This is a genomic window from Pseudomonas sp. M2 (assembly GCF_015751845.1).
Taxonomy (GTDB): Bacteria; Pseudomonadota; Gammaproteobacteria; order Pseudomonadales; family Pseudomonadaceae; genus Aquipseudomonas; species Aquipseudomonas putida_E.
On record NZ_JADOUD010000001.1, the window covers coordinates 5386955 to 5408237 of the forward strand.

The window sequence follows — 21283 nt, forward strand, 5'->3', positions numbered from 1 at the left end:
GGATTGTGCCTGATGGAAGACTGGATCGATTTGTTGGAATGGCCTGCCATGGCTGTCACGGTATTGGCAGCCTGGTGTATAGGCTCGCGCCGTCCCGGCCGGCGTAAAGTGGGATTCTGCTGCTTCATCGCCAGTAACCTGCTGTGGTCGGCCTGGGGCTTGCACGCTCAAGCGTGGGCTTTGATCGTGCTGCAGCTCGTGCTGTGCCTCATGAACCTTAGGGGCTGGCGGAAGAACAAAATTGCGTCAAAGAGGACGCAAGGAGCCCACTCTCGGCCTGCTTGATCAGCAGACAGGGTTTACCCAATGCACATGCCGTCTGCCGGGGGGGCGTCTCACTGGCTTGTGCCATTGGGTATACGGCTTGTACCAGGCAACGCTCGATTAGTAACAACGCTTAGCGCGGTTGCCGCCAGCAAAAACACACCGCTGGCCAGGAATGTGGCTTGATGGCCGAATCCGTCGTACAGCACCCCGCCCGCAGTTGCGCCCGCCGTGATGGCCAACTGAATCACGGCGACCATCAAGCCACCTCCGGCCTCTGCCTGGTGCGGCAATGCCTTGGCCAACCAGGTGAACCAGCCCACGGGAGCACAGGTGGAGACCAGCCCCCAGATACCGAGCAAGACAGCGACTGGAACGACCCAGCTACCGACCGTGATCACGGCGAAAGCGATGGCAGTCATTATCAACGGTACTCCCAGAAGAACGCGGTTCAGGTGTCGACCAACGAGCGTGCCAACTACCATCGTACCGACCAGCCCTGCGGCGCCGATTATCAGCAGCAGAAGCGAGAGCCTGGGCACGTCCACATGCGTGACCGTTTCCAGGAAGGGCCGCAGATAGGTGAACAGTGTGAACTGCCCCATGAACAGGAATGCAACTGCCGCCATGCCGAGGGCGACCCTGGAGTCTGCCAGCAAACGCAGGGATCCGGTTGCTGACGCCGCGTTGCGCTCGCTTGGCATCGCTGGCAGCGTGAAGGCTTGCCACATCAACGCCAAGGCGGCCAACGGCAGAACGCAAAAGAACGCCCCTCTCCAGCCAATCATGCCGCCCAGGTAGCTTCCGACCGGCGCCGCGATTGCCGTAGCCAACGCGGTACCGCCCTGCATCAGGGCAATAGCCTTGGGAACGAGCGGTTCGGGGGCGATGCGCATCATCACCGCGGTGGACATCGACCAGTAGCCACCGATGGCGACTCCTAGCACGGCGCGCCCCACCATCAATGTCAGGTAGTTCGGGGCGAATGCCACCATCCCCCCGGAAATCAGCATCAGCGCGGTCGTGGCCAGCAGGACAGGCTTGCGGTCGATCCCCTGGGTCATGGGGGCCAGCATCAGGCTAGTGATGACGGCAAAGAAACCCGAGATGGATATGGCCTGCCCAGCCTGGCCTTCAGTCAGTGACAAATCGGACGCTATCGGAGTGAGCAAGCTCACTGGCAGGAACTCCGAAGCCACCAGGGCGAAGGCACAGAGCGACATCGCCAGGACAGCGCTCCAGACCTGACGGCTTGTATGTTGAAGGTGTATTGCAGGGCTGCTCATAACGGATCTCGGTTTAACAATTTCAAAGACGCAGGTGCCCAGGCCCAGGGCAGAGGCTGGGCCTGGCGATGGCGTCAGTTACTTGAGGTGTTCGCCAAAGAACGACGTCAGCTTGCCGAAGGGAATCAATGCGACGCGGTCATAGAGATCGACGTGGCCAGCGCCCGGTACGATCACCAGTTCCTTGGGTTCGCCGGCAAGGCGATACGCCTCTTCACTGAACTCACGGGAGTGTGCGTCTTCTCCCGCGATGAACAGCATTGGGCGTGGCGAGATCGTCTCGATGTCATTGAACGGGTAGAAGTTCATGAAACGGACATTACTGGTCAGCGTGGGATGCGTCGTCAGAAGCGGCGACAACCCTTTGGGGGTGAACTCCCCCCGGGGCGTGCGGTAGAAGTCGTAAAACTCGCGTTCGATGGCATTGGAGTGCTCGGTCAGCTTGTCGACCGTGCCACTGGTGTACAGGGTGTCACCGCCGGCAAACTCGACATCACGCTGAGCTGCTGCTTCAGCAATGGCTTTCTTGCGTTGCTCGACTGTTACCGCGTGCTTGAGGCCGTTGCGATTGGCGGCGCCCATGTCGTACATGCTGACCGTGGCAATGGCTTTCATTCGAGGATCAATCTTCGCCGCACTGATGGCAAAGCTGCCACTGCCGCAGATGCCCAACACGCCGATGCGGTTGCGATCAACGAAACCCTGAGCGCCGAGATAGTCGACCGCGGCACTGAAGTCTTCGGCATAGATGTCCGGCGATACCAGGTTACGCGGACGCCCGTCACTTTCCCCCCAGAACGATAGATCGATTGCCAGGGTAACGAAGCCCTGCTCTGCCAGCTTCTGGGCGTAGAGGTTCGCGCTTTGTTCCTTAACCGCGCCCATCGGATGGCCGACGATGATGGCGGGATAACGGGTATTGGGTTTCAGGTTTTCAGGAACGAACAGGTTCCCGACCGTATTCATCTGAAACTGGTTTTTGAAGGAAACCCGTTCGAGTGATACCAGGTCACTCTTATAGAAATTGTCGGCTCCATGGGACATATCGGCGGCTCCTGCAGTGAGTGAACTGGCCATCAAGGCAAACGCTACGAACAAAGACTTCATGCACTCATTCCTGTCTGCTCGAAATGGAAATGGTGCGAGGGGCATGCTCTGCTCAGCACACTGGCCACCTCGCCTATAGCCATCTTCGTCGCACAAACCGCTTCATCAGTAGAGCAAACGGGTAGTTTTATTGCCTAAATCTCCAGCTCGTACCGGCTGGGCATGGACAGATGACGCAACGCGACCGTAATGTTTTCCACAAGATGATCGGAAGCTTCCTATGCCTGCCACCACACAACCGCGCCCCCCTGCGAACCCGCTGGCCACGCTGTGCGAGGTAATAGGCGCACACGCGCCCACAGCTGGCGACTTCACGACACACATCGCAGATCTCAGCGTCTACCGACGTAACGCACCGGCCCCACCGATTACCTGTATCGTCGAGCCGAGTGTCGTGCTGGTGGTACAGGGCGCCAAGGAAATGGTCATCGGTAGCGAGGTCTTCCCCTACGACACGAGCCGCTTTCTAGTCACCTCGCTGAACATCCCCGCTAACTCGGCGGTGACGATGGCCAGCGAGCAAGCCCCTTGCCTCGGCCTGGTATTCAAGCTCGACCTGCGCACACTGGCGGAATTGATCGCACAAGATGGTCGTTTGGCGGTGAGTGGTCAGTCCTTTCACACCAGCGCTGGAGTGGGTGAATTAGGCCCGAAGTTACTGGAGAGCTTCAGCCGCCTGATCGAGCTGCTCGAGGAGCCTGACGCGATACCTGTGCTCTGGCCGCTCATTCAGCGGGAAATCCACTATCGTTTGCTGCTGAGTGACCAGGCCCCCCTCCTGCGCTACATCGCCTCCGTGGGCAGCAAGGGCCACCGGATCGCCAAGGCCATCGACTGGATGAAGCTGAACTACGCCGCGCCGCTGCGGGTGGACGAGCTGGCTTCCCAGGTGCAGATGGGACTCTCGACCTTCCACCAGCATTTTCGTCAGCTGACCGCTATGAGCCCCCTGCAGTACCAGAAGTGGCTGAGGTTGAACGAAGCGAAACGGTTGATGCTAAACGAGCATCTGGATGCCGCCACCGCGGCCTTCAAGGTCGGCTATGAAAGCCCCTCGCAGTTCAGCCGCGAGTACGGGCGCCAGTTCGGCACACCGCCAAAGCGCGATATCGCAGAACTGCGCCTGAGCGCGGAAAGATCAGCTGCCTCCACACCCAGCGTGCCCTGAGCCCAGCGCTCAGGAAACCGTCCACTACGCGATGCAAACAACCGCTCGTAGATCGCACAATAGTTCGATAATCGCACACCATCCGCTTCCCCCCTCTCTACTTGTGCCCGATCTTGCGGCACGCTTAGCACAGTCAGCAAACATTTCCCAAGCGCTGACTGGCCCCCACGTCAAAGGGCGCGCCAGGCAGGCCCACAACCCATACTCCAGGAACAACCAGGAGCTCGCTTTGATCAATAAAACCTATGAGTCCATCGCCAGCGCGGTGGAAGGCATCACCGACGGGTCGACCATCATGGTCGGTGGTTTTGGCACTGCCGGCATGCCGTCCGAGCTGATCGATGCTCTGATCGATACCGGTACCCGCGACCTGACCATCATCAGCAACAACGCCGGCAATGGCGAGATTGGCCTGGCCGCCCTGCTCAAGGCAGGCAGCGTGCGCAAGGTGGTCTGCTCCTTCCCACGCCAGTCCGACTCCTACGTCTTCGACGAACTGTACCGGGCCGGCAAAATCGAGCTGGAAGTGGTGCCGCAAGGCAACCTGGCCGAACGCATCCGCGCAGCGGGCTCGGGTATCGGTGCATTCTTCTCGCCGACCGGCTACGGCACTCTGCTCTCCGAAGGCAAGGAAACCCGCGAGATCGATGGCCGCCAGTACGTGCTGGAAATGCCGCTGCACGCCGACTTCGCCCTGATCAAGGCGTACAAGGGTGACCGCTGGGGCAACCTGATCTACCGCAAGGCCGCCCGTAACTTCGGCCCGATCATGGCCATGGCTGCCAAGACCGCCATCGCTCAGGTCGACCAGATCGTCGAACTCGGCGAACTGGACCCGGAACACATCATCACCCCGGGCATCTTCGTGCAGCGCGTGGTCGCCGTTACCGGCGCTGCTGCTTCTTCGATCGCCAACGCTGTCTGAGGCCTGCCATGACCATTACCACAAAACTTTCCCGCACCCAGATGGCCCAGCGCGTGGCCGCAGACATCCAGGAAGGCGCATACGTGAACCTGGGCATCGGCGCGCCTACGTTGGTGGCCAATTTCCTGGGTGACAAGGAAGTGTTTCTGCACAGCGAAAACGGCTTGCTGGGCATGGGCCCGAGCCCAGCGCCGGGCGAGGAAGACGATGACCTGATCAACGCCGGCAAGCAGCACGTGACGCTGCTCACCGGTGGTGCTTTCTTCCACCACGCCGACTCCTTCTCGATGATGCGTGGCGGCCACCTGGACATCGCCGTACTGGGCGCCTTCCAGGTGTCGGTCAAGGGCGACCTGGCCAACTGGCACACCGGCGCCGAAGGTTCGATCCCGGCCGTAGGCGGCGCGATGGACCTGGCCACCGGCGCGCGCCAGGTGTTCGTGATGATGGACCACCTGACCAAGTCCGGCGAAAGCAAGATCGTGCCTGAGTGCACCTACCCGCTGACCGGCATCGGCTGCGTCAGCCGCATCTATACCGACCTGGCCGTGCTGGAAGTGACGTCCGACGGCCTGAAAGTGGTAGAGATCTGCGCTGACATCGACTTCGACGAGTTGCAAAAGCTCAGTGGTGTGCCGCTGATCAAGTAAGCCACGCAAACTGTCTGCATCCGCCTGGCGGCGAAGGGGCCGAAAATGCCCATGGCCGCCAAAGCGGTTTCCTACTGCGCTATTCCAGCGACCCTTTTCAACCGCTTCAAACCCTTGCCGGGCGTTGGTCTCGTCACGCTTGCTGAGGCCGTCCTCAACCACTGCCACGTCCAGTCACAACTGCTCGGAAATCTCGATCAGGTTGAGATCCGGGTCGCGTACGTACACGGAACGGATAGGGCCTGTCGCACCGGTTCGCTGAATCGGGCCCTCAATAATTGGCCAATGCTGACCCTCAAGGTGCTCGATAACCTCTTCGAGGCTGACACTGGCGATGAAGCACAAATCCAATGCTCCAGGAACAGGCAGATGAGCTTTTGGCTCGAACTCATGCCCCCGCACATGAACATTGATCTTCTGATTGCCGTAGCAGAACGCCAAACGTCCTTGGCCAAAGGTCTCCAGGCGCATGCCCAGCACGCGGGTATAGAAGTCTTTACAAGCGTCGACATCGACAGTGGTCAGCACCAGGTGGTCCAGATGGTCAATCACTTCGCGATCTCCGATTCTGCTGGGGGTTTAGGGACGTGCAGGGCGTCCGCCGGCAACTTTTGAAGGCGCCGCCCTGTTTTCGTCGCCCCCGGAATGAACGTTTTACCCACTTGACCACTCCATGTACCGCGCCATCATTGCCGGCCGACTCAAAAGCGCGATGAAGGATCCTGCGCGTGTTCCATGGAGAGGAAGATCATGAGTGTCACCCTGAAATGCCTCGAGTGCGATGGGCAAGATTTGGTAAAGCCGGGCAGGCTCCACAGAAAATCGATCGTCACCTGTCGGGAGTGCAATGCCATCGCTCAGTATGGTGACCTGTTGGAAGCAGCGGGTCGACGGTTGCTGGCCGAGCTTCAGCAGCAGCTGGCCGGGTTGAAGGCAGGCTGACCCCCCTGCTCTCCCGTAACCCGCTCACAGGGCCTACTCGCCAGGATGTACTTCGACCCGGGTAATCTCAAGCGAGCTGGCCTGCTGCAGAATCTCCGTCGGGGAGGCGTCTGCTGCAGGCATTACCAGGCTGTTCTCGCCATCCCCGTAATGCAACAGGATCAAGTGCAACGCTGCTTCATGAAGCGAAAGCCCAGGCTGCTTGAGCGCGAACCGGTGGTCACGCGGTTCGCCCTTGAACAGGTACGTCAGGTTGTACGTGTGCATGCTGACCTCAATGATGCTGGATAGGTAAGCATCCTGACCAGAGGGTCAGCATATGGTTCGACTCAGGCCGACATCATTGCGCAGTAGTCACAGCCGAAACCGCTTCATCATCCCGTTCAAGCCAATCGACAAGCTGGCCAACTCCTGGCTCGCCGTGCTGATCTGGCCCGCACCCTCGGAGGTCTGCACCGCAAGATCCCGAATATTCAACAGGTTACGATCGACTTCTCGAGCCACTTGTGCCTGTTCTTCAGTGGCACTGGCCACCACCAGGTTGCGCTCGTGAATCGTTGTCGCACCATCGGTGATCTCATCCAGTGCCTGCCCGGCCAACTCAGCTACCTGCAGGGTATGCCCCACCTGCTGGCTATTGCTGTGCATCGACTCCACCACCCGCGCCGTACCGCTGCGAATGGCATTGATCATTTCCTCGATCTCCAGCGTCGAGCTCTGGGTACGCGCCGCCAGCGCGCGGACTTCATCCGCCACCACAGCAAAGCCGCGGCCCGCTTCACCTGCCCTCGCCGCCTCGATCGCTGCGTTGAGCGCCAGCAGGTTGGTCTGCCCGGCAATTGCACCGATCACATCCAGCACCTTACCCACTTCCTGGGACTGCACCGACAGCGCTTCGATCTGCCGCGACGCCTCATGTACATCGTGGCTCATCTTGCCGATCGAACTGATCGCCTCACCCACCCGCTGACGGCCGCGACGCGCCGCGTCTTCGGACTGACGCGAGATTTCGGAGGTGCTGACGGTGTTGCGCGCCACCTCTTCTACCGCGACGCTCATCTGCGTGACGGCGGTAGCGGCTTGCTGGATCTCGTCGTTCTGGCGGTTGAGGTCGCGGGAGGTTTGCTGGGTAATCGCCGACATCTGCTCGCTGGCCGCGGCCAGCTGATGAGAAGAATCGCCGATCAGCCGCAGGGCATCCTTGAGGCTGGCCTGCATGGCCGCCAGGGCATGCATCAACTGGGTCGCCTCGTCGCGGCCGGTGGCATTTACGGTATGGGATAGATCGCCGTCGGCAATGTTCTGCGCCACTCCAATGGCTTCACGCAGCGGGCTGACGATGCTGCGGGTCAGCAACCAGGCAAGGCCGATGGTCAGCACCAGCACCAGGCCGATCACACTGAAGGTCAGGTACAGGGCACGCTGGTACTCGGCGCGGGCATGGGCGGTGTGCTGTTCGGCGGTGTCGCTGCTGAACTTGACCAGGTTGTCGTACAGCTCGCCGATGCGGTTGGAAATGTCCTGCATGGCGCCGCTGAGCATCGCCTGCATCTGCGGTACCTGGTTTTGCTCGGACAACCCCTTGTACTGGTCGAGCAGCACACGGTACTGGTCGATCAACCGCTGCATCTCGGCAAAGGCCGGCTTGCCCGCCGCCGGCACTACCGCACCGTAGCCCTCGACGCCCTTGTCGAGCAGGCCTTTGAGCACCTCCAGGCGCGCCAGGGTCGGCGTCAGCTGCGCGGGCTCGCGGGCAATGGCCATGCGCAGGGTGATGATGCGCAGGCCCAGCATGTGGCTGCGGACTTCACCCAGGTAGCGGGTGCCGACGTTGGTCACCTGCTCGGTGTACACCACGGCTTCGCGCATGCTGGAGATCTTGTTGATGGAAAACAGCCCGAGCACCACGACCAGGGCGGCGATCAGGCTGAAACTCAGGTAAGAGCGGGTAGCGATGTTGAGATGGCGCAAGCGCATGAGGACATATCCGGGTGGCAGTGGGATGTACTACCCATTACGTTCGGCATGCAGAGGCCAATGTTGAGTGCTCGAAGGGAGTTAGCGCCCGATAATCGAACATTATTGGTTTTGCGGTGGCAGGCATCGAGCGCCGCACGGACGACGCTCGACCTTCATATCCTATAAAAACAGGGAGATACGGTAACGTTCTGATGTAATTGCTTAGAAATGCGTCTTGACCAACACACTCACCGCATTCTGATCTGTCGGGAATCCGTGGCTATCCTCGATCCCGTACTTGTCCGACCAATAATCCCACTCCAGCCCCGCATAAAGCCGCTTCGGCGTGTGCCCGAGGGCCTTGCCCACGTCGTACTTGAACTGCGGATTGAAGTGGAAACTCTTGGCCACGTAATCCGACGTGCCCTTGCTGCCAACGTCATTCACATACCACTCCAGGTACCCGTCAAACAGGATGTCCGATCGCCCTAGCGGTAGGGTCATTGCCCAGGTCGGGTTGATCTGCCATTGCCCCGATGCCTTGCCGGTAATCCCGTCAGGCTTGCGGTAATAGGTATTGAGCGAGAAGCGATCGAACCCCGGGATAGTCAAGTCCACGGCAGGCCCCAACAGGTATCTGCGAGTGCGCCCCTCGCCGCGCTCGTAGGTAGCGGCAATCAGTACATCCTTGACGATGCCAAAGCGCAGGTTCTGTCCGCTGACCTTACCCAGCGACAACCGCGGGGAGAACTCACCGTAGTAGCTGTGCCCGTCATTGCCCGACAAGCCGTTGGACCACTTGTTGTCGACGAACAGAAATACATCCCCCCAAGTCCAGCCGCTGGCGTGTTCGAAGGTGACGGTTTGCTGAATGTCGTTGCCGGTGCCGTCGACTTTGTAGTTGTGGCCGTACAGGTAGCTCAGGCTGTTGTCGTACCACATCAGCGGGCCGGCCTGCGCGCCGGAACTGGCCAGGGCGCAGAGGGGCAGGAAGCAGTAGCTTAGGCAGGCAAGAGGGTTGAGTTTCATGTGCATCCCTTGGGTCGAGGTCGGTGAGGTTCACCAGCAAGGGATTCAGCGGACAGACCTCTCCTCTGGCCACGTTGCAAACCGTGGCGCCACCCTTGCCGGGTGTGCGGCGTGATGCCGCCAGAGCAATGTCCCATGCCATTTCGGCACTGACCGCTTCTACTCGACTGTGCCCTAGCAGGGGGCGTGCCAACTGATCGAATACAGTCTAGCTCAGTGATTGTGGCCAATTTAATGAATTAGTGAGCACCAAGCCGGCTCAGCATTGCGCACTTTAATGGCGCCGAGCGCTCCTGCCTTGCACCTTCCCGGATCACTGCTCTGCCCTTGCAATACCCGCCCGGCCCTGAACAGCCCGGCTTTGGCGGTTTGCGTACATTGGCACGCTTCTCGCTTCATCTGCCTTCGAGTAGAAGCGGTCAGTGCCAGAAATGGCATGGGGCATTGCTCTTGCGCCTTGAATTGGGCGTACATCCGAGCGGATGATTTGCGCGCGGCCTCACGGCCTTGGGCAAGTAGAGAAATGTCGGCCGTGGCTGCTGCATGCTGTGTGCACCCTCCTCTTGCTGCGTTCTCTCTCCGCTCGGTTTTCGCTGGCGTGTTCCCTAACACCTGGCGCATTTCGAATCGAGGTGGAGAACAATCATGAAAAACCGCTTTGCTTTGACTTACCCGCTTCGCTCGCTGCTTGGCGCAGCAGTGCTGAGCAGCGCCTCCCTGGCCATGGCCAACGATAAGGTCGTGTTGCTCACCTCCTGGTACGCCCAGGCAGAACAGGGCGGCTTTTACCAGGCCGTGGCCGATGGCTTGTATGAGAAAGAAGGCCTGGATGTGTCCATCCGCATGGGCGGCCCGCAGGTCAATGGCATGCAGTTGCTGGTCAGCAAGCAAGCCGACTTCATCGTCAACTACGACCTGCAGATCCTCAAGAGCGTGGAGCAAGGGCTGCCGGTGGTCGCGGTGGCTGCGCCCTTCCAGGGTGACCCGCAGGGCTTGATGACGCACGCCGATGTCAACGGCCTGGACGGCCTGCAAAACAAGCAGGTGCTGGTGTCCACGTCCGGCCAGCAAACCTGGTGGCCCTGGCTCAAAGGCAAGTACCAGCTTCAGGACAGCCAGGCACGGCCTTACACCTTCAACCTGCAGCCCTTCCTCGCCGGCGCCGACACCACCCAGCAGGCCTACGCCAGTTCGGAACTGTTCCAGGCAATCAAGGCAGGCCAGAAACCCAACTTCTTCCTGTTCGCCGATGCAGGTTACCCGCCCTACGGTTCCACCGTGGTCACCCGCCAGGACGTCATCGACCAGCATCCCGAGCGCGTCGCCGGGTTTGTCCGCGCCTCGCTCGAGGGCTGGAAGCGCTACCTGGACAACCCCGCTGCGGGCAATGCGCTGATCAAGCGCGACAACCCCAACATGAGCGATGAGCTGCTGGCTTGGGGCGTCTCGACGCTCAAGCAATACCAGCTGGTCACAGGGGGCGACGCTGCCAGCCACGGCATCGGCACGATGAACGACGCCCGCTGGCAGGCCACCCGCGACTTCATGGTCCAGGCCGGCCTGCTCGGCGCCGCCGCCCCTTGGCAAAAGGCCTATACCACCCGCTTCGTGCAAGGCCTGAACGTGCAGCCCGACACCGTCCAGGCCGCCAGCCGCTGAGCCTTACAACAACACTTAATACCGTGAGGAAACTGGATCATGCTGGTCACCAAACAACCTGTATTGCGACGCTTCTGGTACGCCCTGCTGCCCATGACAGCCCTGGACGACGGGCCAAAACCCTTCACCTTGCTCGGTGAAGCCCTGGTCCTCTGGAAGCGCCCCGATGGCACCCCGGTAGCGATGCGCGACCGTTGCTGCCACCGCACCGCCAAATTGTCCAAGGGCTTTGTCAGCGAAGACGGCAATATCGCCTGCGGCTACCACGGCTGGGAATACGACTGCAGCGGCACTTGCGTGAAGATCCCGCAGAACCCGACTGGGGCGATCCCGCCGGGCGCGGGCGTCAAGGCCTACCATTGCCAGGAAAAGTATGGCTATGCCTGGGTCGCGCTGGACGATCCGCTGCAGCCGATCCCCGACTTCCCGGAAGACGGCGCCCCCGGCTACCGGCGCATCTTCCAGTTCTACGAAGAGTGGAAAACCAGCCCGCTGCGGGTGATGGAAAACTCTTTCGACAACTCGCATTTCTCCTTCGTGCACAAGGCCAACTTCGGCCTGTTCGACCAGCCGCAACCGGCCAGCTATGAGTTTCGCGAAACCGATTACGGCTTTGAAGCCGAAACCCGCGTGCCTATCCGCAACCCTGAAGAAAGCTTCGCCATTACCGGCACCCGTGCGCCGATCACCGAGCGTCACCTGGTCAATCGCTACTACCTGCCGTTCTCCCGACGCTTTGGCTGCATGTACCCGGACAGCGGCATCCACCACATCATCTACAACTGCGCCACACCGATCGATGACGGCCGGTTGATGCTGGTGCAGTGGCTCTATCGCAACGACAGCGAAGCAGACTGCCCGACCCAGGCACTGATCGACTGGGACGCGGCGATCACCGCCGAAGACCGTGACATCCTCGAGGCCACCGACCCGGACGCCTGCGTCGATACCCGGCGGCGTGTCGAGCTGCACATGCCCTCGGACAAGCCAGGCCTGGTAATCCGCCGGCAGCTGCTGGGCCTGCTCGAAGCCCATGGCGAAAGCGAAGTGTTCGCCAGCCACTGACCGCCTGTTCCGCGCCCTGGTGTGCCGGGGCATACGCAACCGCTCATGACCTTTGGGGAGAGCGCCATGTTGATGCAGACCCTGTCCGAAACCTGCGCCCAGCTGCAGGCACCACCCAACGCCGACGCCTTGGGTAGCGACACGCCGCTGTTCGCCAACCAGGTCGAGAAGACCTACAGCAATGGCACCGTTGCTTTGCACCGCGTCAAGCTGGCGATCCAGCGCGGCGAGTTCGTGTCGTTGCTGGGCCCCTCCGGCTGCGGCAAAAGCACCTTGTTGAAAATGTTCGCCGGCCTCGAACAACCCTCGGCCGGCCATGTGCGCTGGTGGGGCAAGGACGCCCCAGGCAGCGATCCACAGGCCAGCGGTGCGGGCCGCAGCCTGGCGATGGTGTTCCAGGAGGCGACCTTGATGCCCTGGGCCAGGGTGCAGGACAACGTGCGCCTGCCGCTGGACCTGGCGGGCACGCCCAAAGCCCACAGCCAGCCCAAGGTACAGGCTGCGCTGGAACTGGTAGGCCTGGGCGCGTTCGGCCAGGCCTACCCGCGCGAGTTGTCTGGCGGCATGCAGATGCGCGCATCGATCGCCCGGGCGCTGGCCACCGAACCTAACCTGCTGCTGATGGACGAGCCGTTCGGCGCCCTGGACGAGTTCACCCGCAACAAGCTCGACAGCGACCTGCGCCAGCTCTGGGCCCAACGCGACCTGACCGTGGTGTTCGTCACCCACAGCATCTTCGAGGCGGTGTATCTGTCGTCGCGGGTGGTGGTGATGGGCGCGCGGCCCGGGCGGGTGATCGCCGATGTGCCCATCGACGGCCCGCTGGAGCGGGACGAGGCCTACCGCACCTCCCCGGCCTTCATCGCGCAGTGCGCCCACCTGTCCCGGCTGCTGGCCCAGGCCAACGGCGAACCTGCTTGAGCGCCCAACTTCAGAGCACAACCTGAGAGCCCTGACATGAGTCGACCTTCTACCCCCTGGCTACACAACCCCACGGTACTGCGCATCGCTTCGCCGCTGCTGGTCGGCGCGGTGCTGCTGGGCCTCTGGCAGCTGGCCTGCATCGCCTGGCAAGTACCGGTCTACCTGGTGCCGTCACCCGCCGACATTGGCCGCACGCTGATCAGCGACGGCCCCATGTTGCTCGGTGCACTGTGGATGACCCTGAAGATCACCTTCCTCTCGTTCGCCCTCGCAGTCGTCATCGGCACACTGGCCGCATTCGTGTTCGTGCAGAGCCGGCTGGTGGAAGCCAGCCTGTTCCCCTACGCGATATTGCTGCAGGTGACGCCCGTGGTGGCGATCGCACCGCTGATCATCATCTGGTGCAGCGACACCACCCTGGCGCTGGTGATCTGCGCCACCCTGGTCGCGGTATTTCCGATCATCGCCAACACCGTGCTGGGCCTGCGCAGCGTCAACCCGGGGCTGCTCAACCTGTTCCGCCTCAATCGCGCAAGCCGCTGGCAGGTACTGCTGCGCCTGCGTATTCCCAGTGCCTTGCCGTGCTTCTTCGCCGGCCTGCGGATCGCCAGTGGCCTGGCATTGATCGGCGCCGTGGTGGCCGAGTTCGTGGCCGGCACCGGGGGCACCGGCGCCGGACTGGCGTACCAGATCCTGCAAGCGGGCTTTCAGCTCAACATTCCGCGGCTGTTCGCCGCCCTGGTGCTGATCGCCCTGACCGGCGTCGCATTGTTCAGCCTGATGGCCCTGCTGGCTCGCTTGAGCCTGCGCCACTGGCACGAAAGTGAACTGGGTTAAGCCCTTGGAGCCCCCTATGAAGCATTCCGACAGCTGGCTGATCCGCAACGCCAGTGCCATCCTCACCGGCCTGCGCGGGGCAGCCGCCCGCCACGCCGGGCCGGACATCCGTATCAGCCAAGGGCGCATCGCTGCCCTCGGTGCCCTGCAACCGCTGGCGGGTGAGCAGGTGCTCGATGCCACCGACTGCGTGGTCTACCCAGGCTGGGTGAATACTCACCACCACCTGTTCCAGTCGCTGCTCAAGGGGATCCCGGCGGGCATCGATCAAAGCCTTGGGGCGTGGTTGGGCGCGGTACCCTATCGCTACCGTGGCCTGTTCGATGAGCACAGTTTCCGCCTGGCCGCGCGTATCGGCCTGGTAGAGCTTGCCCGCTCCGGCTGCAGCACGGTCGCCGACCACCATTACCTGTACCTGCCAGGCACGGCCTTCGACAGTGCGCAGATTCTGTTCGAGGAGGCAGAACGGCTGGGCCTGCGCTTCGTGCTCTGCCGGGGCGGCGCAACCCAGGTGCGCCAGGCCGAAGGCGCCGCCAGTGCCGGCCCAGAAACCCTCGAACAATACCTTGATGACGTCGGGCGGCTGGTGCGCAGTTACCACGACCCCGCCCCCGACGCCTGGCGCCGGGTGGTGATGGCGCCCACCAGCCCGCCTTACTCGATGCCGCCAGAGCACCTGCGCGAAACCGCCCGCGCCGCACGCAAGCTGGGCATCCGCCTGCACAGCCACCTGAGCGAAACGGTGGAGTACCAGAACGAAATCCAGCGCCGCTACAACCTGTCACCTGTGGCGTTCTGCGCGGAGCACGAGTGGCTCGGCGCAGACGTGTGGTTCGCCCATCTGGTCAAGCTCAGCCCCGAGGAAATCCGGCTACTGGGCGCCACCGGCACCGGCATTGCCCACTGCCCGCAGAGCAACGGGCGCTTGGGCAGCGGCATTGCCGATATCCTGGCCATGGAAGCGGCAGGCATGCCGATCTCGATCGGTGTGGACGGCGCAGCCTCCAACGAAGCCTGCGACATGATCAGCGAAACCCACGCCGCCTGGCTGATGCAACGGGCCAAGGCCGGCGAGCGGGCTTTGCCCGACTATGCAGGCGGCGAACTGGAAGGCGGCGCCCATGCCGCCAGCGTGGAAGACGTGGTGCGTTGGGGAACCGCCGGTGGCGCGCAGGTGCTGGGGCTGAACGCGCTTGGCACGCTGGAGGTTGGCATGGCAGCGGACCTGGCAGTGTACCGCCTGGACCAGCCCCGCTACTTCGGCTTGCACGACCTGGGAATTGCGCCAGTGGTGGGCGGTGGCCGGCCGACCTTGCGCGCCTTGTTGGTAGGTGGGCGCCTGAGCGTGGACAACGACACGATCCCTGGCCTGGACCTCGCCGAACTGGGTAGCCAGGCCCGTGAAGCCGTGCTGCGCCTGCAGCGGGCTGCGGGGGTGCGCGCATGAGTTGGACCTCCTTGCAAGTACGCGCCTTGCGCCTGGAAGCTGACGACGTACTGGGTGTCGAACTTGGCACACCGGGCGGCGCACCGCTGCCGCTGAGCTGGGCGGCCGGCGCCCATGTCGACCTGCGCCTGGGCAACGGCCTGGTCCGCCAATACTCCGTGGTCAGCCTGCCCGAAGAGGGCCATCTGTACCTGGGCATCAAACGTGAGCCTGCTTCTCGCGGCGGTTCACAGTGGCTGCACGAGCACCTGCGCCTGGGCGCACGGATCGAGGTCGGCACCCCGCGCAACCTGTTTGCCCTGCAACCGGGGGCGGGCCCAGTGACATTGCTGGCGGCCGGGATCGGCATCACGCCCCTGCTGCCGATGTACCGCCAATGCCTGGCGCAAGGGCGGGCGGTGCGCCTGCTGTATTTCACCAAGGACGCGCGACAGCTGCCGCTGGTCCAGCGCCAAGACCTGCCCATCGAAGTCTTCAGCGGCTTGCGCGCTGCGCAGATCAAGCAAGCCTTGAGCGAGCTATTGCCCGTTTGGGAGCCCCACGCCAGCTTGTATTGCTGCGGGCCCGCAGGGTTCATGGACAGTGTGGAGCAGGCCGCTCTTACCCACGGCTGGCCAGCGTCGGCCCTGTACCGCGAGCACTTCAAGCCTGCCGAACCCGCAGCCCAGGCCGACTCCAGCTGCACACTGGTGTTGCAGCGCAGCGGGCGGGAAGTCCAGGTACAAGCGGGCGAAAGCCTGCTGCAGGCCGCTGCGCGGGTCGGGGTGGACCTGCCCATCTCGTGCGGCATGGGCATTTGCGGTGCGTGCATGTGCCGGGTTATCGAGGGCGAGCCAGAGCACCGTGACGAGTGTCTGACTGAAGTTCAACGCAGCAGCGGCGAATGGATCACGCCGTGCGTCTCGGCGTCGCGCAGTGCGCGCCTGGTGCTGGACGCCTGAAAGCAGGCACGCTCTAAGGGCATCGAAGCACGCGTTGAATCGCTGAAACCACCTGCAGCGTAGCGTCTTCGATCGTTCCTTCATTGCGGCACAACAGCCAGCCGTTCTCTGCGACGGCTCGCTCGAAGGCCTGGGTACAGGCCACATGCTCTTCGAACCTGTGCATCACCGTGCTGCTCAACCCGCGCGTGCGTGCCGTCGCCCTCGCCCATGAAATATCCGGGGCAGTGACGACCCCCACACTCAGGTCGGGTACACGCACATTACTGGCGATGTTCAGGCGCAGGATCTCAGGGAACGGGATCAGCCGGCGAAACGCGGCTTCCGACGGGTACCAGCGGTCGATCAGGATGATGCTGCCCGACGGTTGTCTGGGCAGCACGTGCTGGGATATCCAGGCACGGCTCTGGGCAAAGCGCTCACAAACCGCCAGCTCAAGCTCCGGGCTGGGGTTTCTGACGAACTGGTTGACCAGGGCCATGGTTTGCGCCCTGAAGGGGTCACTCTTGCGCTCACAGATACGGATGACCTTCAGGCCATCAGCCCTCAGTGCTTGGGTAACAGATTCCAGCAGTGTGGTTTTGCCGGTGCCCTTGGGCCCGTCCATGGAAATGAACAGCGAACGGCTCATGCTTCACACAACGCATGACAAGCAGCGCTTGCAGGGGGCATATCGTGCAACGGCATCTTGATTCCTTCACATAAGACAGTGGTGAACATTCTATAGCGCGGTGACGTGCGCATCAGTCAATAAAACCGCCCCTTTGCAACACCACTGAAGGTTGCGTGAATCCGGCTATGCTGGAAGCAATTCGCACGCAGGCGCCGGGAGTGGAGCATGGGGATCAAGCGTTGTTCAGGATGGGCGGCTTGGCTGATTCTGGGGTTGCACATGATGGTTTCTCCCCTCCTCCATGCGGACAGCGCTCAGCCCGCCACAGGCGTCGAGGGCGTCATCGCCGAACCAGCCGCACTCACGGTCATCAACCGCACGGTGTTCGTCTTTCGTTCTACCTTGCTGGGTGAAACTCCCAAGGCACGCGCCCAGCGTGCCAAGAGCCTGATCGAAGAAACCCTGCAGGAGAACGACGATCTCAAGGTCAGGACCGACCCTATCCTGAACAGCTATCTGGTGCTGCTGGGCGGCCGTCGCGCATTCATCGTTACACCGCTCGATGCCGCTGCCGACGACATCACGCCAAGGGAGGCGGCCGAACGTGCTGCCGAGAACCTGCGCCTGGTGGTCGAGGAAACGCGCCAGGCACGCAGCCTCAGGTTTCTGTTGACGGCCCTTGGCTACTCGGCGGCCGCCACACTGGTGTTTTTCCTGTTGCTCAAGGCCGCAGGGCTCAGCCGCCGCAAGCTTCTGGGGCTGTTGCCCAAGCTGATGGGCAAGCACTCCGAACGCCTCAAGGTCGGCCATACCCAGCTGTTCGACATGCAGAATCTCTACTACCTGATCGACCGCTCACTGTGGCTGTTGTACTGGTTGGTCGTGCTGTTGCTCTGCTACCAGTGGCTGGGTTTCGTGCTGTCGCAGTTCCCGTACACCCGTTCCTGGGGCGAAAGCCTCAATGTCCATTTGATGGAGCTGTTCAATTATCTGGTCAGCGGCATTCTGCGCGCCATGCCGGGCCTTGCCGTGGCCGTCTCGATCTTCTTCATCGCCCGCGGCATCAGCGCCTTCTCCAAGCGCGTACTACGGCGCATGGCCCGCCCGGGTACCTTGTCGTGGCTCACAGCCGAAACCCTGCAACCCACCATGCGCCTGACCTCGCTGGCCATCTGGCTGTTCGCGCTGGTGATGGCCTACCCGTATTTGCCCGGCTCGGGCACCGATGCCTTCAAAGGGCTGTCTGTGTTGATCGGTTTGATGATTTCACTGGGTGCAACCAGCGTCATCGGCCAGGGTGCAGCCGGTTTGATCCTTACCTACACCCGTACGCTTCGGGTCGGCGAGTTCGTCCGGGTGGGCGAATACGAAGGGACAGTGACCGAAGTGGGGATGTTCACCACAACGATCAGAACCGGGCTTGGTGAGGTCCTGACGCTGCCCAATTCCATGATTACTGGGGCGGTGACCAAGAACTACTCGCGTATCGTGCAAGGGCAAGGTTATGTCGTGGACACGGTTGTCACCATCGGCTACGACACGCCTTGGCGCCAAGTAGAAGCCATGCTGCTGGAAGCCGCACGGCGCACCGAAGGCGTACTACAGGAGCCCAAACCACAGGTGTTCCAGACGGCCCTGTCGGATTTTTACCCCGAGTACCGCCTGGTCGCGCAGGCCATTCCCTCTGAACCCCGGCCACGCGCCCTGTTGCTGAGCCTGTTGCACGCCAACATCCAGGACGTGTTCAACGAATATGGCGTGCAGATCATGTCGCCGCATTACCTGGGCGACCCGGAACAGGCCAAATGGGTACCCAAAGAGCAGTGGCATACCGCCCCGGCCAATCCCCAAATCCCTGGGCAAGGCCCGGTCAGCTGACCGTCAGCGCAATGATTACCGGCCCGCAGACCGCGAGCAGCACATTGGAAATGGCATAGCACACAGTAAACCCGATGACGGGTGTGTTGCTGCCGGACTGCTCAAGGATCTTGTTCATCGACGCCGCTTCGGTTTGCGCTCCGGCCAAGGCCCCGAACAGGATCAGCGGGTGCAAACGAAGCACGTAATAACCGAAGTACAGGGTCACCAAGGGCGGGATCAAGGTTACTGCCGCGCCCGAAACCAGCAACGCAAGGCCTTGCGTTTCGATCGCGGCCAGTGCGGCCGGGCCAGCCAGCAACCCTACCACAGCGCCGAACGCGGTAAGGCCGAACTCCGAAAAGGCCCATTGCGCCGCCGGCGGTAACGCACCGAAGTCAGGGTGGCGCGAGTTGTACCAGCCGATCAGCAGGCCAACCAGCAATACCCCGCCACCCACACCGAGTTCGACAGGGATGATACCGATGTGCGTGGACAGCATGCCGAGCAATGACCCCACGACCAGACCAAGCGCATGAATGGCGATATCGCTCTTGTAAAGGTTCTGGCGCACCCGGCCTACCTGCCCCGCCAGGGCCTCGACACTGCTCGTGCGCCCGGTCAGGGTAATCACATCGCCACGGCGCAGCACCGTCTCGGGCAACAGCGGCAGCTCCAGGCCCTGGCGCGTGATGTCGACGATGTAACAGCCCATTCGCGTGGCGCCGACCAGTTCTTGCTTGATCTGGCGGAGGGTTTTGCCGGCAAAGGTGCGCGAAGTGAGCACAATCTGCGCCGTACGGGTAGCGAAGGACATCGATAGCGGGTCATCCACCTCCGGGCCTATCCACTGACTGAGCGCTGGCACGGCTTCACGTAATGCATAAACGCCCAGCACATCGCCACGCTGCAGGCGCACGTGTGCTTCGCGCTCAAGCACCCGACCGTCGCGCACCACCCGCTCGACACTGAGGTTGCGGTGCAAGGCCTCGATATCGGCAATGCTCATGCCCTCCGCCTCAGCCACCGCCAGTTTGTGGGCCCGCACCACGATCCGCGTGTAGGGCACGCCCAAAGCAGCGTCCTCCTGTTCGATACCCAGCGAGCGCTCAAGCTCACGGGCAGAGGCGGCAAGGTCTACGCGAAGCAGGCGCGGTGCGATGCTGCCCACGAATACCACCAACCCAATCGTGCCGAATACATAGGTGATGGCATAGGCCACCGCCATGTGGCTGTTCAGTTGTGCCTTGGCGGCTTCGTCGAGCGCGAGCTGGGCAATGGCGCTGCTGGCCGTGCCCATGATCGCCGTGTCGGTCAGCGCGCCAGCGCCAAGCCCGGCAGTAAAGCCGGCATCGAAACCATAAAGACTGTGCGCAGCAAGGATGGTGGCCAACGCCGTGCCGCACAACACCACAGACAGCAGCACCAGCTTCAAGGTGCCGCGGTTGAGGCTGCCGAAGAATTCCGGGCCGCTCTTGAAACCCACCGCGTAGATGAACAACGCAAAGAATACCGATTTGAGCTCATGCGGAACGTCCAGTCCGATCTGCCCAATGGCCAGGCCCATGAGCAAAGCGCCGGCCACCGAGCCCAGGTGGAAGCTGCCAAGGCGTATCCGGCCTATCAGCACACCCAGTGCAATGGCCAGGAACACGGCAATTTCCGGGTTTGCACGCAAGGCGTGAAGTATGAATTCGATCATTGCCGCACCTCCCTGGAAGCGCAAAGGCCTGCACTCCAACACCCATTGACGGCGTCCAAGTACAGGCCTGGGTACACTGCAAACAGCGGGCTATTTGGCCTTGGCTTTCATCTGCAGATAGTACTGATGGACGTCGGATGCCCAGCTGTCCAGCACTTTCTTGGCATCCGAGGCCTGCATGACCTGGCTGCTGTTGTCCAGTTGCTGCCCAGCCCCCTTGCGCACCCCTTGGGCGATGACCTTGTTGGTCTGGGCGTCAATGAAAGCCACCTCCGTGGCAATGGTCGTGTCCTGGTCGCGAATACCGGTAGCGGCGCTGACCCCCGCCGCCACAAGGGCGATCGGAATCACTTCGTAAGGCCGCAAACCCTTGGTCTTGCTGCTTACCCCGGTAATGGCCGGGCGCACGATAATGGTGCCGGCACCCGGGGAGGTGGCCAGCGGCAATGACTTGCCCAGTTCACGTTTGAGCGCCGTGTCGTAGTAGCTGGTGATGCCTTGCAGCGTGCTCTGGGGGATTTTCTCGGTTGGTTGCGGCTTGGGATACAGCTGGCTGGGCTCGACATAGAAGGCGGTGTACTTGTTGATATCGAGCTGAGGATCGACCCAGCGCATCACCGGCGCGCCTGAAGGTGATTCGGCTTCTTTCAAGCGACTGTAGTCCTTTAGAAAACCTGAATATTCATCCGGCTGGGTCAACTTGCTGGTGCACCCCACAAGCGTAAGCGAAGCGACACACAGCGTACTTGCCAAAAACGCTAATCTCATTCCCGAAACTCCTGTATGGCCGCACGTGCGCAAGCCGTGACAGACATGAAAATGTAACGTGGCAGTGGCCACTTCCTACCACTGATGCAGTGCAATCAGGCAAGGGTAGTTATAGACCCGGCGCAATGAACTGGCCGACA

21 protein-coding genes are annotated in these 21283 nt (G+C 61.9%); 12 read left to right on the plus strand and 9 right to left on the minus strand.

Features of this window, described 5'->3' with window-relative positions:
- Nucleotides 1–12 precede the first annotated feature (12 nt).
- Entirely contained in the window at nt 13–285 is a 273-nt protein-coding gene (locus tag IWW33_RS26805) for a hypothetical protein (protein WP_174141335.1), read from the plus strand.
- Nucleotides 286–335: 50 nt separating this feature from the next.
- Here IWW33_RS26805 and IWW33_RS24950 read toward each other — a convergent pair whose 3' ends face one another.
- Both IWW33_RS24950 and IWW33_RS24955 read right to left on the minus strand, forming a co-directional pair.
- Nucleotides 336–1550 carry an MFS transporter gene (locus IWW33_RS24950; protein WP_174141336.1) on the minus strand — a complete coding sequence of 405 codons (1215 nt, stop codon included), beginning with the start codon at nt 1548–1550 and terminating at the stop codon, nt 336–338.
- A gap of 78 nt (nt 1551–1628) precedes the next feature.
- Complete coding sequence (locus IWW33_RS24955) at nt 1629–2657, minus strand: alpha/beta hydrolase (protein ID WP_115274908.1); 1029 nt, start codon at nt 2655–2657, stop codon at nt 1629–1631.
- Nucleotides 2658–2877: 220 nt separating this feature from the next.
- On the opposite strand from IWW33_RS24955, the gene IWW33_RS24960 reads away from it, so the two are divergent.
- From IWW33_RS24960 to IWW33_RS24970, 3 genes are all read left to right on the plus strand, one after another.
- Nucleotides 2878–3825 carry an AraC family transcriptional regulator gene (locus IWW33_RS24960; RefSeq protein ID WP_119689017.1) on the plus strand — a complete coding sequence of 316 codons (948 nt, stop codon included), beginning with the start codon at nt 2878–2880 and terminating at the stop codon, nt 3823–3825.
- 229 nt (nt 3826–4054) lie between these two features.
- Nucleotides 4055–4750 (plus strand): 3-oxoacid CoA-transferase subunit A, encoded by a 696-nt coding sequence (locus IWW33_RS24965; RefSeq protein ID WP_039601534.1) that lies wholly within the window; start codon nt 4055–4057, stop codon nt 4748–4750.
- Between the two features lie 8 nt (nt 4751–4758).
- Nucleotides 4759–5400: a 3-oxoacid CoA-transferase subunit B gene (locus tag IWW33_RS24970; protein WP_012314450.1), complete on the plus strand. Its 642-nt coding sequence runs from the start codon at nt 4759–4761 to the stop codon at nt 5398–5400.
- Nucleotides 5401–5574: 174 nt separating this feature from the next.
- On the opposite strand, the gene IWW33_RS24975 is transcribed toward IWW33_RS24970, so the two are convergent.
- Nucleotides 5575–5952, minus strand: coding sequence for a VOC family protein (locus tag IWW33_RS24975; protein WP_174141337.1), 378 nt, complete (start codon nt 5950–5952; stop codon nt 5575–5577).
- Nucleotides 5953–6150: 198 nt separating this feature from the next.
- On the opposite strand from IWW33_RS24975, the gene IWW33_RS24980 reads away from it, so the two are divergent.
- Nucleotides 6151–6342, plus strand: coding sequence for a hypothetical protein (locus IWW33_RS24980; RefSeq protein ID WP_039601543.1), 192 nt, complete (start codon nt 6151–6153; stop codon nt 6340–6342).
- Between the two features lie 33 nt (nt 6343–6375).
- Here the strand turns inward: IWW33_RS24980 and IWW33_RS24985 are convergent, their stop codons facing one another.
- From IWW33_RS24985 to IWW33_RS24995, 3 genes are all read right to left on the minus strand, one after another.
- Nucleotides 6376–6609, minus strand: a complete 234-nt coding sequence (locus IWW33_RS24985) for a hypothetical protein (RefSeq protein WP_174141338.1) — start codon at nt 6607–6609, stop codon at nt 6376–6378.
- Nucleotides 6610–6696: 87 nt separating this feature from the next.
- Nucleotides 6697–8319 carry a methyl-accepting chemotaxis protein gene (locus IWW33_RS24990; protein WP_119689014.1) on the minus strand — a complete coding sequence of 541 codons (1623 nt, stop codon included), beginning with the start codon at nt 8317–8319 and terminating at the stop codon, nt 6697–6699.
- 204 nt (nt 8320–8523) lie between these two features.
- Nucleotides 8524–9330: an outer membrane protein OmpK gene (locus IWW33_RS24995; protein ID WP_174141339.1), complete on the minus strand. Its 807-nt coding sequence runs from the start codon at nt 9328–9330 to the stop codon at nt 8524–8526.
- A gap of 645 nt (nt 9331–9975) precedes the next feature.
- On the opposite strand from IWW33_RS24995, the gene IWW33_RS25000 reads away from it, so the two are divergent.
- The 6 genes from IWW33_RS25000 to IWW33_RS25025 all read left to right on the plus strand — a co-directional run bounded on the left by IWW33_RS25000 (nt 9976) and on the right by IWW33_RS25025 (nt 16203).
- The gene (locus IWW33_RS25000) at nt 9976–10989 is read left to right on the plus strand and encodes an ABC transporter substrate-binding protein (protein ID WP_046786325.1); all 1014 of its coding nucleotides are present in this window, start codon (nt 9976–9978) and stop codon (nt 10987–10989) included.
- Nucleotides 10990–11028: 39 nt separating this feature from the next.
- Nucleotides 11029–12054 carry an aromatic ring-hydroxylating dioxygenase subunit alpha gene (locus IWW33_RS25005; protein WP_174141340.1) on the plus strand — a complete coding sequence of 342 codons (1026 nt, stop codon included), beginning with the start codon at nt 11029–11031 and terminating at the stop codon, nt 12052–12054.
- Between the two features lie 66 nt (nt 12055–12120).
- Nucleotides 12121–12975: an ABC transporter ATP-binding protein gene (locus tag IWW33_RS25010; RefSeq protein WP_119689011.1), complete on the plus strand. Its 855-nt coding sequence runs from the start codon at nt 12121–12123 to the stop codon at nt 12973–12975.
- A gap of 111 nt (nt 12976–13086) precedes the next feature.
- Entirely contained in the window at nt 13087–13815 is a 729-nt protein-coding gene (locus IWW33_RS25015; protein WP_172655317.1) for an ABC transporter permease, read from the plus strand.
- A gap of 16 nt (nt 13816–13831) precedes the next feature.
- Complete coding sequence (locus IWW33_RS25020) at nt 13832–15262, plus strand: amidohydrolase family protein (RefSeq protein ID WP_196914418.1); 1431 nt, start codon at nt 13832–13834, stop codon at nt 15260–15262.
- Complete coding sequence (locus tag IWW33_RS25025) at nt 15259–16203, plus strand: PDR/VanB family oxidoreductase (protein ID WP_174141342.1); 945 nt, start codon at nt 15259–15261, stop codon at nt 16201–16203. The genes IWW33_RS25020 and IWW33_RS25025 overlap by 4 nt, the downstream gene beginning before the upstream one ends.
- A gap of 13 nt (nt 16204–16216) precedes the next feature.
- On the opposite strand, the gene IWW33_RS25030 is transcribed toward IWW33_RS25025, so the two are convergent.
- Nucleotides 16217–16834: a dTMP kinase gene (locus tag IWW33_RS25030; protein ID WP_174141343.1), complete on the minus strand. Its 618-nt coding sequence runs from the start codon at nt 16832–16834 to the stop codon at nt 16217–16219.
- A gap of 207 nt (nt 16835–17041) precedes the next feature.
- Between IWW33_RS25030 and IWW33_RS25035 the strand changes: the two genes are divergently transcribed.
- On the plus strand, nt 17042–18694 hold the full coding sequence (locus tag IWW33_RS25035; protein WP_174141344.1) for a mechanosensitive ion channel family protein: 1653 nt from the start codon (nt 17042–17044) through the stop codon (nt 18692–18694).
- Here IWW33_RS25035 and aspT read toward each other — a convergent pair.
- Both aspT and IWW33_RS25045 read right to left on the minus strand, forming a co-directional pair.
- Nucleotides 18687–20375, minus strand: coding sequence for an aspartate-alanine antiporter (gene aspT / locus IWW33_RS25040; RefSeq protein ID WP_174141345.1), 1689 nt, complete (start codon nt 20373–20375; stop codon nt 18687–18689). The two genes, IWW33_RS25035 and aspT, sit on opposite strands and share 8 nt — an antisense overlap.
- 90 nt (nt 20376–20465) lie before the next feature.
- The gene (locus IWW33_RS25045) at nt 20466–21143 is read right to left on the minus strand and encodes a DUF3313 domain-containing protein (protein ID WP_119689004.1); all 678 of its coding nucleotides are present in this window, start codon (nt 21141–21143) and stop codon (nt 20466–20468) included.
- Nucleotides 21144–21283 lie beyond the last annotated feature (140 nt).

Excerpts from the sequence above, each read along its gene's own strand:
- IWW33_RS24950 (WP_174141336.1), bottom strand. The coding sequence starts at position 1,550 with ATGAGCAGCCCTGCAATACACCTTCAACATACAAGCCGTCAGGTCTGG.
- IWW33_RS24960 (WP_119689017.1), top strand. The coding sequence starts at position 2,878 with ATGCCTGCCACCACACAACCGCGCCCCCCTGCGAACCCGCTGGCCACG.
- IWW33_RS24980 (WP_039601543.1), top strand. The coding sequence starts at position 6,151 with ATGAGTGTCACCCTGAAATGCCTCGAGTGCGATGGGCAAGATTTGGTA.
- IWW33_RS25035 (WP_174141344.1), top strand. The coding sequence starts at position 17,042 with ATGGGGATCAAGCGTTGTTCAGGATGGGCGGCTTGGCTGATTCTGGGG.
- aspT (WP_174141345.1), bottom strand. The coding sequence starts at position 20,375 with ATGATCGAATTCATACTTCACGCCTTGCGTGCAAACCCGGAAATTGCC.
- IWW33_RS25005 (WP_174141340.1), top strand. The coding sequence starts at position 11,029 with ATGCTGGTCACCAAACAACCTGTATTGCGACGCTTCTGGTACGCCCTG.
- IWW33_RS26805 (WP_174141335.1), top strand. The coding sequence starts at position 13 with ATGGAAGACTGGATCGATTTGTTGGAATGGCCTGCCATGGCTGTCACG.
- IWW33_RS25020 (WP_196914418.1), top strand. The coding sequence starts at position 13,832 with ATGAAGCATTCCGACAGCTGGCTGATCCGCAACGCCAGTGCCATCCTC.
- IWW33_RS25025 (WP_174141342.1), top strand. The coding sequence starts at position 15,259 with ATGAGTTGGACCTCCTTGCAAGTACGCGCCTTGCGCCTGGAAGCTGAC.
- IWW33_RS24985 (WP_174141338.1), bottom strand. The coding sequence starts at position 6,609 with ATGCACACGTACAACCTGACGTACCTGTTCAAGGGCGAACCGCGTGAC.
- IWW33_RS25010 (WP_119689011.1), top strand. The coding sequence starts at position 12,121 with ATGTTGATGCAGACCCTGTCCGAAACCTGCGCCCAGCTGCAGGCACCA.
- IWW33_RS24990 (WP_119689014.1), bottom strand. The coding sequence starts at position 8,319 with ATGCGCTTGCGCCATCTCAACATCGCTACCCGCTCTTACCTGAGTTTC.
- IWW33_RS25030 (WP_174141343.1), bottom strand. The coding sequence starts at position 16,834 with ATGAGCCGTTCGCTGTTCATTTCCATGGACGGGCCCAAGGGCACCGGC.
- IWW33_RS25000 (WP_046786325.1), top strand. The coding sequence starts at position 9,976 with ATGAAAAACCGCTTTGCTTTGACTTACCCGCTTCGCTCGCTGCTTGGC.
- IWW33_RS25045 (WP_119689004.1), bottom strand. The coding sequence starts at position 21,143 with ATGAGATTAGCGTTTTTGGCAAGTACGCTGTGTGTCGCTTCGCTTACG.
- IWW33_RS24970 (WP_012314450.1), top strand. The coding sequence starts at position 4,759 with ATGACCATTACCACAAAACTTTCCCGCACCCAGATGGCCCAGCGCGTG.
- IWW33_RS24955 (WP_115274908.1), bottom strand. The coding sequence starts at position 2,657 with ATGAAGTCTTTGTTCGTAGCGTTTGCCTTGATGGCCAGTTCACTCACT.
- IWW33_RS24995 (WP_174141339.1), bottom strand. The coding sequence starts at position 9,330 with ATGAAACTCAACCCTCTTGCCTGCCTAAGCTACTGCTTCCTGCCCCTC.